Annotated in this window: 12 protein-coding genes; 6 read left to right on the plus strand and 6 right to left on the minus strand. The window is 53.3% G+C overall.

What is annotated here, in order from left to right:
- Positions 1 to 67 precede the first annotated feature (67 nt).
- A complete protein-coding gene (gene rlmF / locus NR201_RS04740) occupies positions 68 to 1,000 on the plus strand; it encodes a 23S rRNA (adenine(1618)-N(6))-methyltransferase RlmF (RefSeq protein ID WP_010254323.1) in 933 nt (310 codons plus the stop codon).
- A 315-nt stretch (positions 1,001 to 1,315) separates the two neighbouring features.
- Here the strand turns inward: rlmF and glnQ are convergent, their stop codons facing one another.
- The 5 genes from glnQ to rhtA form a co-directional block, all read right to left on the minus strand.
- Positions 1,316 to 2,038, minus strand: coding sequence for a glutamine ABC transporter ATP-binding protein GlnQ (gene glnQ, locus NR201_RS04745; RefSeq protein WP_010254327.1), 723 nt, complete (start codon positions 2,036 to 2,038; stop codon positions 1,316 to 1,318).
- Entirely contained in the window at positions 2,035 to 2,694 is a 660-nt protein-coding gene (gene glnP / locus NR201_RS04750) for a glutamine ABC transporter permease GlnP (RefSeq protein WP_010254329.1), read from the minus strand. The genes glnQ and glnP overlap by 4 nt, the downstream gene beginning before the upstream one ends.
- 78 nt (positions 2,695 to 2,772) lie before the next feature.
- Positions 2,773 to 3,519, minus strand: a complete 747-nt coding sequence (gene glnH, locus NR201_RS04755) for a glutamine ABC transporter substrate-binding protein GlnH (protein ID WP_010254333.1) — start codon at positions 3,517 to 3,519, stop codon at positions 2,773 to 2,775.
- Between the two features lie 319 nt (positions 3,520 to 3,838).
- Positions 3,839 to 4,342, minus strand: coding sequence for a DNA starvation/stationary phase protection protein Dps (dps, locus tag NR201_RS04760; RefSeq protein ID WP_010254336.1), 504 nt, complete (start codon positions 4,340 to 4,342; stop codon positions 3,839 to 3,841).
- A gap of 326 nt (positions 4,343 to 4,668) precedes the next feature.
- Positions 4,669 to 5,583, minus strand: coding sequence for a threonine/homoserine exporter RhtA (gene rhtA / locus NR201_RS04765; RefSeq protein WP_010254339.1), 915 nt, complete (start codon positions 5,581 to 5,583; stop codon positions 4,669 to 4,671).
- A gap of 368 nt (positions 5,584 to 5,951) precedes the next feature.
- Here rhtA and ompX point away from each other — a divergent pair, with 368 nt between their 5' ends.
- Entirely contained in the window at positions 5,952 to 6,464 is a 513-nt protein-coding gene (gene ompX, locus NR201_RS04770; RefSeq protein WP_010254344.1) for an outer membrane protein OmpX, read from the plus strand.
- Between the two features lie 240 nt (positions 6,465 to 6,704).
- Here the strand turns inward: ompX and NR201_RS04775 are convergent, their stop codons facing one another.
- A complete protein-coding gene (locus NR201_RS04775; RefSeq protein ID WP_256849425.1) occupies positions 6,705 to 6,896 on the minus strand; it encodes a hypothetical protein in 192 nt (63 codons plus the stop codon).
- Positions 6,897 to 7,149: 253 nt separating this feature from the next.
- Between NR201_RS04775 and mntR the strand changes: the two genes are divergently transcribed.
- The 4 genes from mntR to NR201_RS04795 all read left to right on the plus strand — a co-directional run bounded on the left by mntR (position 7,150) and on the right by NR201_RS04795 (position 11,599).
- A complete protein-coding gene (mntR, locus tag NR201_RS04780) occupies positions 7,150 to 7,608 on the plus strand; it encodes a manganese-binding transcriptional regulator MntR (RefSeq protein ID WP_010254350.1) in 459 nt (152 codons plus the stop codon).
- A 20-nt stretch (positions 7,609 to 7,628) separates the two neighbouring features.
- Complete coding sequence (locus tag NR201_RS04785) at positions 7,629 to 8,738, plus strand: SLC13 family permease (RefSeq protein ID WP_022625975.1); 1,110 nt, start codon at positions 7,629 to 7,631, stop codon at positions 8,736 to 8,738.
- 150 nt (positions 8,739 to 8,888) lie between these two features.
- Positions 8,889 to 10,034 carry an HlyD family secretion protein gene (locus tag NR201_RS04790; protein ID WP_010254357.1) on the plus strand — a complete coding sequence of 382 codons (1,146 nt, stop codon included), beginning with the start codon at positions 8,889 to 8,891 and terminating at the stop codon, positions 10,032 to 10,034.
- Positions 10,031 to 11,599: a DHA2 family efflux MFS transporter permease subunit gene (locus NR201_RS04795; protein WP_010254360.1), complete on the plus strand. Its 1,569-nt coding sequence runs from the start codon at positions 10,031 to 10,033 to the stop codon at positions 11,597 to 11,599. The genes NR201_RS04790 and NR201_RS04795 overlap by 4 nt, the downstream gene beginning before the upstream one ends.

An 11,599-nucleotide genomic window follows, 5' to 3' on the forward strand; every position in this document is an offset into this window, starting at 1 on the left:
ATGGTGCGGGTTTATTTTCCGCCGCCTACAGCGTATTGTACGCGCGCCTGAATAATTGAGAGAACGTATGAAAAAGTCAGCCAGCACGTCGCCTTTCCACGCCCGCAATCGCCATCAGGGCGAATACGATTTTGCCGCGTTAACCGCTGCCCATCCGCCGCTGAAAGCCAAAGTCCGGCCCAATGGGTATGGCGTGCAGTCCGTGGATTTCGCGGACCCGGAGGCGGTGATGCTGCTGAACCAGGCGCTGATCAAACTATTTTACGACATCGACTGGCAGCTGGCTCCCGGCTCACTCTGCCCGCCCGTGCCGGGACGCGCCGATTATCTGCACTACCTTGCCGATCTGCTGGCGCTGGATAATAACGGCGTGATCCCGACGGCGGACGTTCTGGATGTCGGCTGCGGTGCAAACTGCATCTATCCGCTGATTGGCGCGGCAGAATATGGCTGGCGCTTTACCGGCACCGAAGTCGATGAAGCCGCCATCAAAGCCGCTAACCGCATTGTTGCGGCCAATCCGCGCCTGACGCGCCAGATCCGTCTGCGTCGTCAGAAAAACAGCGATGCAGTGCTGGCAGGTGTGGTCAGTAAAACTGAATTTTTCAGTGCAGTGATGTGTAATCCGCCGTTCCACGCGTCGGCGGAAGAGGCGGTATCGGGATCGCAGCGTAAGGTCCGCAATCTCGGACTGGATAAGAGTGCGCCGCTCAACTTTGGCGGACAGCACAATGAGCTGTGGTATCCCGGTGGCGAAAAGGGCTTTATCGGCAAGATGATCGCCGAGAGCGTAGCGTTTAGTCGTCAGATCGGCTGGTTTACCTCGCTGGTGTCGCGCAAAGAGAACTTACCGGCGCTGGAAAAACAGCTGCAGGCGCTCGACGTGGCGGAGATGCGGGTGGTTAATATGGCGCAGGGTCAGAAGCAGAGTCGCTTCCTGGCGTGGAGTTTTATGCCTGCCGCCCAGCGCACTAAACTGCTGAGTCGCCTGGGGAACTGAGGTATCGCTTTACATGGGTAACAGGTGTATCTGTGGGCGAAGAGTAAAATAGAACGGGCCGCGATGCGGCCCGTTTTGATTGTTGACAACGCCCGACTCGGTGGAGGTAAGACCGAGCTGGCACAGGGAACCCGGTCAGATCGGAAAGACGCAAAGGCTGTCATCCATGACACGCTCGGCCCGCGCCGTCCCTGGCGCGGGACGCTTTCCTCTTCTGACCGGGTTCCCTGTGCTTCGGGTTTATTCGTTGCTGCCAGATTTACCCTGGTTTGGATTGTCATCAGTTTTAACGGGCCGCTTAGCGGCCCATTTTGATCAGGAAACGTGCTGCAGGAATTCGCGCAGACGCTCGCTCGGTGGGTTGCTGATCAGGCTGTCGGGATCGCCATCTTCCGCAATCCGGCCTTTATCGATAAAGATCAGCCGTGAGGCCACCTTCTGTGCGAAGCCCACTTCGTGCGTCACAATCACCATCGTCATGCCTTCTTCGGCCAGATCCTGCATCACCTTCAGCACTTCGTGACGCAGTTCCGGGTCGAGCGCTGAGGTTGGCTCATCAAACAGCATCATTTTCGGCTTAACTGCCAGTGCACGGGCAATCGCCACGCGCTGCTGCTGACCGCCGGAAAGCTCAGACGGAAAGTGGTGCGCGCGCTCGGCGAGGCCCACTTTGCCCAGCAACTCACGCGCCAGCTGGCGTGCCGCCTCTTTGCTGGCACCGCGCACACGGATAGGACCAAAGGCGACGTTATCCAGCGCACTCATCTGTGGGAACAGATGAAACTGCTGAAACACCATGCCCGCTTCCTGACGAATCAGGCGGTCATCGACTTTCGGATCATTGACGCGCAGGCCATCGACAATCAGTTCGCCACTGGTGATCTCTTCCAGCTTGTTAATACAGCGCAGCAGGGTTGATTTACCGGAACCGGATGGGCCGATAATCACCACCACTTCGCCCTGGTTAATCTTCAGGTCAATATTGTGCAGCACCTGGGTCTGGCCAAAATGCTTGGAGACATCTTTAAATTCAATCACAGGATTTTCACCCTTTTCTCAATGCGGCGCAGCACAAAGCTCAACACCAGCGTAATAACCAGATAGATAATCGCGACGGCGCTCCAGATTTCCAGCGCGCGGAAGTTACCGGCAATAATCTCCTGACCCTGACGAGTCAGTTCAGCCACACCAATAACGATAAACAGCGAAGTATCTTTGATGCTGACAATCCACTGGTTGCCCAGCGGTGGCAGCATACGGCGCAGCGCCAGCGGCATAATCACGTAGCGCAGCGTCTCGCGGCTCGACAGGCCAAGCGCCAGTCCGGCTTCGCGGAAGCCCTTGTTGATCGACAGCACGGCACCACGAGTAATCTCGGCAATGTAAGCGCCGGAGTTAATCATGATGGTTACCACCGCCGCGCTGAAGGGATCAATACGCAGGTCGGGGAACGCCATCGGCAAAGCAAAATAGATAAACATCACCTGCACCACGATAGGGGTGCCGCGAATGATTTCGATAAACACCAGTGCGATGTTATTGGTGATCCAGCCACCGTAAGCGCGGGCAAAGCCCGCTACCAGGCCGATGAAGAGGCCGCCAATCAGTCCAATAATTGAGATAATTAAGGTCAGTTTAGCGCCTTCAAGCAGCGCTGGCATGGCGGGCCAGATGACGCTCCAGTCAAACTCCATGGTGTCACTCCAGATATGTTGCGATGGAAAAAAGCAGGGAAAAAGTTCCCCTGCTGAAATCAGATAACGGGCAAATTATTATTTAGGTTCGGTGCCAAACCATTTTTTATAGAGCGTGTTGTAGGTGCCGTTCTCTTTCAGGGTTTTCAGTGCGCCGTTTACTTTTTCACGTAAATCGTCGCTGCCTTTCGGGAAGGCGATACCATACTGCTGCGCTTCAATTGAATCGCCTACCGCTTTAAAGCGGCCTTTACCGGCGGTATGGATGAAGTAAAGGATGTTAGGCGTGTCATGCAGCACGGCGTCCGCACGGTTGGTGCCCAGCTCCATATAGGCGCTATCGATATTCGGGAACTGACGCAGATCTTTGGATTTGATGTTGGCTTTCGCGTATTCCACGGAGCCGGTGCCGCTTTTCACTGCGACCACTTTACCGTTCAGATCGCTGATGCCTTTGATGTCGTTTTCATTGTTACGCACCATCACCTGCAGACCGCTTTTGTAATAGCCGTCAGAGAACTCAATCGCTTTTTTACGTTCTTCGGTAATGGTGATACCCGCCAGTGCCAGATCGACATTGCGCGTTTGCAGTGCAGGGATAATGCCGCTGAAGTCCATTGGCTTCAGGGTGTAATCGAGCTTCAGCTCTTTCGCAATGGCATCCCACAGATCCACATCGAAGCCGACATATTTGTCACCCTGTTTAAATTCAAACGGAACAAAGGCGGTATCCGTGGCGACGACCAGCTTTTTGTCTGCTGCAGTGGAAGAGAGAGAGAAGGCCAGCGCCAGCGCGGCCACAGAAACTTTTAACAGTGACTTCATCATTTTTCCTTTTTTTACTACCAGGCGGCAGGGCCTGCGTTTGCGGCTTGTCATATGAAAGAATTATGCCAACTTTGCAAAATCCGCGAAATCAGAGAGTTAAATAACATAGCTGACACGATTTTGCAGTTAATTCTGCCATTGCACCAGTTTGGTGCTCAGTTTTGGTGCAGGTGGCTGTTTTGGTGCAAGCGGTAGTGTGCCTCAGATGTTAAGGCTGTGAAGCGGGGGAGGGAAGAACTGTTAACAGGGTCATAAAAATGCGGTAACACAGACGTAAAAAAGGCGGGTTTCCCCGCCTGACAGACTGCATTGAGTCTTATTCAATGTTCGCTTCGATAAACCACAGGAATTTATCAAGGTCACGTGATGCCGCAGTAAAGATATCAGCGGTATCTTCGTCTTTCACTTCAGTGATTGCTTTACGGGTGTCATTCGCGACAACGCTGTAACGGTCTGCCAGCGCTTTCAGATGATCCTGAACGCTGTGAATATTAAGCGGATAGCTCTTCAGCGGAGTCGTATCGTTAACGACCTGCGTGGTGCCCAGCGCCACGCCACCCAGCTGAACCACACGCTCGGCAATAGTATCCTGATGATCGGTAATCGCGGTGCGGAAGCCGTCCAGCATCTCATGCACACCGATAAAATTAGCACCGCGCATGTTCCAGTGCGCCTGCTTAGTGATCAATGACAGGTCAATAAACTCGACTACCAGACGGTTTAACACCGCGATGGTGGCTTTTTTATCGTCTTCGGCCACATCATTGCGGGTATAAATCAGGTCAGAAGATTTAGTTTTAACCAATTTAGCGGTACTCATCGTTTCAGTCCTCTCTTTGATGGTTGTCCTAATCAAGTACCGGATAAGTATAGCAGCGCTTTTCAGCTTTGCAGAAACGACTTTGTCGATGGATGAAATAGCGTGCGTCTTTAGTCAGAGCAGAGCTGGGCTAAGAAGGTTAATGCCATGTTAAAATATAAAATAAAATAAATAGCTATTTAAATCATGTTGTTATTCTATTATGTAAATAACTGGTAAGTGTCTGTTTCAAAATAGGCAACTCAGGAAGGAGCGAAGATTAGGAAAAATTCTCATGATGAGCATGATTATTATTTAGCCCCGCCAGCAGGCGGGGCGGATAGCGTTTATTTTTGGATATCGTCTGATAATTCAACGCTGTTTAACTGACTCTTTTTCGGCCGCATGGTCAGCGTTGAACCTGCCGAGGCGATGATGATCGCCAGCAGCGCCAGCCACTGAAGCCCGGTCAGGGTTTCCCCCAGAAACAGCATGCCTGAAAAGGCAGCCATGGCGGGTTCCAGACTCATCAGCGTGCCGAAGATGCGCGCCGGTAAGCGGGTGAGGGCGATCATCTCCAGCGAATAGGGGATGGCGCTGGAGAGCAGGGCAACCAGCAACGCGATCGGCATAACGGCCCATGTCCAGATGCCACTTTCTGCGAACGTCAGCCCCAGCGGTACAAAAATCACTGAGGCAATCAGCGACCCGATAGCCACTGTCGCCGGGCCATGTTCTGCGCCTGCCCGCTGTCCCGCCAGGATATAGATCGCCCAGCAGGCGCCTGCACTCACTGCCAGCGCAGCGCCCAGCGGATCAATCGCAGTCATGCCTGTGCCAAAAGGCAGCAGGAACCATAGACCAATCACGGCCAGCAGCACCCAGACAAAATCCAGTGGCCGTCGCGATCCGAATAGCGCCAGCGCCAGTGGGCCGGTAAATTCCAGTCCCACCGCCACACCCAGCGGCACGGTACGAATCGCCAGATAGAACGTGAAATTCATTGTGCCCAGCGCCAGTCCATACATCAGGAGTGGCAGACGTTGTTCCCGGCTAAAGCGTAAACGCCAGGGTTTGAAGATAATACAGAGTATCAGGGTGCCAAAGCCCAGACGCAGCGCGGTGATGCCGGTAGCGCCAACGGCAGGAAACAGGCTTTTCGCCAGCGAAGCACCGCCCTGAAGCGATAGCATCGCAATCAGCAGCACGGCAATCGGCATCACTATCGGGGCAAGGTTTTTAGAAGCGGGAGAGGCAGACATCCTGTGTACTTTTCCTGGTCATCAACGTAATGAGTCAGCCAGTGTAAAGGAAATAGCAGGCAAAAAATCACGGAATGGGGTTTTAAATTTCTCTCAACTGAGCGATTTTTGGCCAGAATCAGGGCCATTTAGGTAAAGAAATGTCAGGTTTTTTTAGGATTTAACTTAAAGAACGAAATGAGCACAAAATGATTATTGCAGAAAGATGACGGATTTTATAAGAAAAATGAATGACATAGGTTGTCGCATTAACTTCCTGTTACACCAAACATTCTGTTAGACAACAAAATCCGGGCAGAGTTTCTCGCTATTTTTTGTTATATTTTCAGCGTTGTCAGGAGAGAAGTATTTTCACATTTGAGGTGGTTATGAAAAAAATTGCATGTCTTTCAGCATTAGCCTGTGTACTGGCAGTATCTGCAGGTTCAGCAATGGCACAGAGCACCGTAACTGGTGGCTATGCTCAGAGCGACTATCAGGGCGTAGCTAACAAAGCTAACGGCTTCAACCTGAAATACCGCTACGAAGACGGTTCTAACCCACTGGGTTGGATCGGTTCATTCACCTACACAGAAAAAGATAACACCGATTCTGGCATTTATAACAAAGGCCAGTACTACGGTGTGACCGGTGGTCCTGCTTTCCGTCTGAACGACTGGGCAAGCATCTACGGTGTTGTGGGTATCGGCTACGGTAAATTCCAGCAGAACGATACTTCATCACGCGATAAAACTGATTCAAGCGACGTAGGTTTCTCTTACGGCGCAGGTCTGCAGTTTAACCCAGTTCAGGACTTCGCAGTTGACGTTGGTTACGAGCAGAGCCGTATCCGTAACGTTGACGTTGGCACCTGGATTGCTGGCGTAGGTTACAGCTTCTAAGTTTAGCTTAGCTGACCTGCAAAAAAGCGGCCCCTTGTGGGCCGTTTTTTATTGTGCTGATTTACTCACCCTTCTCTCGTGCCTGCACGTTTCCCGACTTTCCCGGATCGCTGTAGCCGATCAGCAGCCATGCTGGTTGAAGCCGCAGGTCATATTAATTCGATGGGGAAACAGGAAAAAAAGAGAGCAGAAAGGGAGAGTGCGCCTCTCAGCCAGCGGCTGAAAGGCATAGAATCAGGATTAGCCGCGCCAGATCAGATTCTGACAGCGACGATCGTCAGACTTATGGCCCAGCAGTTTTTCCAGCAACATCAGACGCAGTGTGAACGGTGAACGCGTCAGCAGGCACAGCCAGGATTTCATCTCCGGGGTTGTTTTCTTCTCAGCCTGGAAGCATTTACTGCAATCTAAGCAACATTTCAGGGTGCTCATAGAATCACCTCCCAATCATTGTCGACGCGGTAGTCAGCAGCCTGCGGTGAGAGGCGTCATCATCACCGGAGCAACAGAGGATCAACTGGGATCGCTCTTTTGCTGCTTACATTATCGTCAAATATAGCACTGGCTATATCCTTTAGCCAAGGCTAATGACGAAAAATTTGAGCTTCTTTGCGGCTGGTTTACAATGAGCGCAGCTAAATCCGTACAGCAGTGACAGTACGGGAAAAAATAATGAGGAAGCTGAATGAGTCGTCGTGCTAAAAGCGTGGTTTCTGCGCCAAAAGGACCACTGAAAGATATTGAAGAGCATGTCGAAGGTTTTCGGCAGGTGCGTGAAGCGCATCGTCGGGAATTAATTGATGACTACGTTGAGTTAATCTCTGATTTGATTGGTGAATTTGGCGAAGCGCGTCAGGTTGATATGGCGGCCCGCCTGGGCGTTTCACAACCTACCGTAGCGAAAATGCTGAAGCGGCTTGGCAGTGCCGGGCTGGTTGAGCAGGTGCCTTACCGCGGTGTCTTTCTGACTGGTGAAGGAGAGAAACTGGCAGAGGAGAGTCGCGCCCGTCATCACATTGTTGAAAGTTTTCTGCTGGCGTTAGGCATCAGTCCCGAAACTGCCCGACGTGATTCAGAAGGTATTGAGCATCACGTCAGTGATGAAACGCTGGCCGTATTTAAGAAATTCTCCGAAACCCGCTAACGCTAAGGCGTACCTTCATCATGCCTCAACTGCTTCGATCTTTTTTGCATGACTCTGTTTTGCATTTATTAATCGTGATTGGTGTAGTTCTGGCATTTCTGGCGGATTTTCGCTGGGCCGATCTGCCCGGTGCCGTAGACTGGCATACCATTATTACGCTCACCGGGTTGTTGATCCTGACCAAAGGGCTGGAAACCAGTGGCTACTTTGACGTGCTGGGGGGACGACTGATTGCGCGTTTCCGGCACGAACGTGCGCTGGCGCTGTTTATGGTGCTGGCTGCCGCGTTGCTCTCTACGTTTCTGACCAATGATGTAGCGCTGTTTATTCTGGTGCCGCTGACGCTGACGCTGCGAAAGTTCTCTCACTTACCCATCTCGCGACTAATCATCTTCGAAGCGCTGGCGGTCAACGCCGGATCCCTGCTGACGCCGGTCGGCAACCCGCAAAACATTCTGCTGTGGAGCCACGGCAAATTAAGCGTTGTCGCGTTTATTGTGCAGATGCTGCCGCTGGCCGCCTGGCTGCTGCTTAGCCTGATGGTATTAACCTGGTTCAGCTTCTCAAAGCGCTCGATTGATAAGCATGACAACCCGGAACAGCCGCAGTGGCAGAAGCCGCTGTTTATTGTCAGCGTGGTGCTATACCTGCTGTTTATCGCCGGACTGGAGCTGGAAATCACCGGCTGGGTCCTGCTGCTGATTCTTGCCACGTTCCTGGTGATGGCGCGTCCGGTGCTGCTGCGCATCGACTGGAGCCTGCTGGCGGTGTTTATCGCCATGTTTATTGACGTCTTCCTGATGACGCGTCTGCCGGTGATGCAGGCTCACTTTGATGCGGTTTCTCATTTCGGTCAGGGGCAGCTCTACCTGCTGGCGATTGGTCTGTCACAGGTGATCAGCAACGTTCCGGCGACGATTCTGCTGCTGCAAAAAGTCCCGCCTGGCGATGTGCTGGCCTGGGCGGTCAATATTGGCGGATTCGGCCTGCTGCCGGGTTCGCTCGCTAACCTGATTGCCCTGCGTATGGCGAAAGATCGGGCCGTCTGGTGGCATTTCCATCTCTTTTCTCTCCCTCTGCTTGCCTGGTCGATGGCCAGCGGCTGGCTGCTGTTGCGGCTGCTTAATTAGGCCCGACGCATCCTGCTACCCGCCACAGGTGGCAGGATGTGCGCCATTTCTCAAGTTTCGTAAAGTTGCGCTGGATTTTGTCAGTTTCCGATATAAGGTTAACAGGACCTTTATGCCCGGGAATTAGGGCCTTAGCCAGTGATGGGAACTATGAGCGAGAATAACCAACGCGATCCACACCAGCAGGACGCAGAAAATGCGACGGATAAAAACCGTCAGTCAGAGGAAAATCAGGACAACGACCAGCAGCCTGAGCGTAAACGCCCCGGTAAAAAGCCGCTGATTATTCTGGCGGTAGTGGTGGTGATTATGCTGATTGTCGGCTTCTGGTTCTGGTTCACTACCCGCAATATTGAAACTACCGACGACGCCTTTACCGAAGGCGATGCCGTTACCATTGCGCCTAAAGCCTCCGGCTATGTCGTGAAGCTGCTGGTGAAAGATAACCAGCGGGTGAAGAAGGGCGATCTGCTGGTGGAGATCGATCCCAGCGACAATCGTGCCCAGCGTGAACAGGCTAATGCGCAGCTCGGTTTAGCTGTCGCACAGCTGCATCAGGCGCAGGCTCAGCTGGCGCTGTCAAAGGTACAGTATCCGGCACAGCGCGATCAGGCGCTGGCGGATCAGGCGAAAGCCGAAGCGAATCTGCTTAATGCGCAGGCGGATTATCGTCGCCAGCGCGGCGTCGATCCGCGTGCGACCAGTCAGCGTAATATCGACAGCGCGTCCGCGCAGTTACGTTCGGCGCAGGCGCAGTTACAAAGCGCGAAAGCACAGGTTGAAGTGGCGTCACAGGTTGCTCTGCAGATTCGCCAGCAGGAGACCAATGTTGAAGCGCGTCAGCAACAGGTTGAGCAGGCGAAGGCGCAGTTAAGCACGGCCGATCTTAATCTCTCCTATACCCAGGTTCGCGCGCCCTATGACGGGTTTGTCACCAAGCGTAACGTTCAGCTGGGCACACTGGTGCAGGCGGGATCGTCGCTGTTTTCGCTAGTCTCGCCTGAGATCTGGGTCACCGCTAACTTCAAAGAGTCTCAGCTGCAACACATGAATCCTGGCGACAAAGTTGAAATCAGCGTCGATGCCTGGCCGGATATGAAGCTGGAAGGGCATGTTGACAGTATTCAGATGGGCTCTGGTTCACGCTTCTCGACTTTCCCGTCAGAAAACGCCACCGGTAACTATGTGAAAATCGTTCAGCGCGTGCCGGTGAAAATCGTCATCGACAAGGGCCTTGATCCGAACCATCCTCTGCCGCTGGGTCTCTCTGTTGAACCGAAGGTAACGGTGGAATGAGTACGGCGCAGAGCTGGAAACCCGCCAGTAATCCGTGGTTAGTGGCGATCACGGTCACGCTGGCGGTGTTTATGGAGATCCTCGACACCACCATTGTTAACGTGGCGCTGCCGCATATCGCCGGTTCGCTCTCCTCCAGTTACGATGAGTCAACCTGGGTGCTGACCTCTTATCTGGTGGCGAACGGCATTGTGCTGCCTATCTCTGCGTTCTTCAGCCGACTGTTTGGCCGTAAACAGTTTTTCCTGATCTGCATCGTGATGTTTACCATCTGCTCCTTCCTGTGCGGCATCGCTACCGAACTGTGGCAAATCATTCTGTTCCGCGTGCTGCAGGGCTTTTTTGGTGGCGGATTGCAGCCGGTTCAGCAGTCTGTGCTGCTGGACTACTTTAAGGCGGAAGATCGCGGCAAGGCATTTGGGCTCTCCTCTATTGCCATTATTGTCGCGCCGGTGATTGGCCCGACATTAGGTGGCTGGATTACCGACAACTACAGCTGGCGCTGGGTGTTCTTTATCAACATTCCGGTCGGCGTACTTACCGTGCTGGCGATCTATCAGCTGCTGGAAGATCCACCGTGGGAGCGTAAATGGGCCAAAGGTAAGCTGAAGATCGACTATATCGGCATCAGCCTGATTACCTTAGGACTGGGTTGTCTGCAGGTGATGCTGGATCGCGGAGAGGATGAGGACTGGTTTGCCTCGCACTTTATTGTGCTGTTCGCCATTCTGGCGCTGATTGGCATCGTCGGCGCCATTTACTGGCTGATGTATGCCCGTAAGCCAGTGGTCGATATTCTGGTGATGAAAGACCGCAACTTCTGGGTCGCCGGGCTGTTGATGGCGGGGATGGCGATGATTCTGTATGGCAGCTCTGTAGTGCTGCCACAGCTGGCGCAGCAGGATCTGGGGTACACCGCCACCTGGTCAGGTCTGGTGTTGTCGCCTGGCGCGGTGCTGATTGTGCTGACCATACCGCTGGTGCTGAAACTGATGCCAATCGTTCAGACGCGCTACATCATTGCCTTTGGCTTTAGCTGTCTGGCCGTGGCGTTTCTCTACTCCGCCACCTTAACGCCCAACGTCGATTTCACCACTTTGGTGTTGATGCGCAGCGCACAGTCAATCGGGCTGGGTTTCCTGTTTGTCCCGCTGACGACTATCGCCTTTGTCACCATTCCGCAGCGGCTTAATGCTGACGCCTCGGCGCTGTTTACCATGTTCCGTAACGTGGCCGGATCGATTGGGATTTCACTCTCGACCGCTGCCATTACCGAGCGCGAACAGGTGCGGTCAGCGCACATGGTGCATAACATGACGCCGCTGAATGAGCCGTTCAACATTACGCTTCAGCACTGGGCGCAGGCGATACGCGACTTTACCTCGGCGGTGGGCGATCCCGTCACGCTGGCAACCGGTCAGCTCTATCAGGAGATGATTGCGCAGTCGCGTATCCTCGCTTACATCGATGTCTTCTCAGGCCTGAGTATTGTCGCCCTGATTTTGATTCCATTTTGTTGGCTGCTGTCGCCGATTAAGAGCGAAGGCAGTGCAGGAGCACACTAA

Origin of the sequence: Pantoea sp. Fr-CA_6 (assembly GCF_024520895.1) — a bacterium.
Lineage (GTDB): Bacteria > Pseudomonadota > Gammaproteobacteria > Enterobacterales > Enterobacteriaceae > Pantoea > Pantoea agglomerans.

What these genes read in the sequence shown, in the direction of transcription:
- mntR (WP_010254350.1), top strand. Translation starts at nt 7,150, where the DNA reads ATGAGTCGTCGTGCTAAAAGCGTGGTTTCTGCGCCAAAAGGACCACTG.
- rhtA (WP_010254339.1), bottom strand. Translation starts at nt 5,583, where the DNA reads ATGTCTGCCTCTCCCGCTTCTAAAAACCTTGCCCCGATAGTGATGCCG.
- NR201_RS04785 (WP_022625975.1), top strand. Translation starts at nt 7,629, where the DNA reads ATGCCTCAACTGCTTCGATCTTTTTTGCATGACTCTGTTTTGCATTTA.
- NR201_RS04775 (WP_256849425.1), bottom strand. Translation starts at nt 6,896, where the DNA reads ATGAGCACCCTGAAATGTTGCTTAGATTGCAGTAAATGCTTCCAGGCT.
- glnP (WP_010254329.1), bottom strand. Translation starts at nt 2,694, where the DNA reads ATGGAGTTTGACTGGAGCGTCATCTGGCCCGCCATGCCAGCGCTGCTT.
- ompX (WP_010254344.1), top strand. Translation starts at nt 5,952, where the DNA reads ATGAAAAAAATTGCATGTCTTTCAGCATTAGCCTGTGTACTGGCAGTA.
- dps (WP_010254336.1), bottom strand. Translation starts at nt 4,342, where the DNA reads ATGAGTACCGCTAAATTGGTTAAAACTAAATCTTCTGACCTGATTTAT.
- glnH (WP_010254333.1), bottom strand. Translation starts at nt 3,519, where the DNA reads ATGAAGTCACTGTTAAAAGTTTCTGTGGCCGCGCTGGCGCTGGCCTTC.
- rlmF (WP_010254323.1), top strand. Translation starts at nt 68, where the DNA reads ATGAAAAAGTCAGCCAGCACGTCGCCTTTCCACGCCCGCAATCGCCAT.
- NR201_RS04790 (WP_010254357.1), top strand. Translation starts at nt 8,889, where the DNA reads ATGAGCGAGAATAACCAACGCGATCCACACCAGCAGGACGCAGAAAAT.
- NR201_RS04795 (WP_010254360.1), top strand. Translation starts at nt 10,031, where the DNA reads ATGAGTACGGCGCAGAGCTGGAAACCCGCCAGTAATCCGTGGTTAGTG.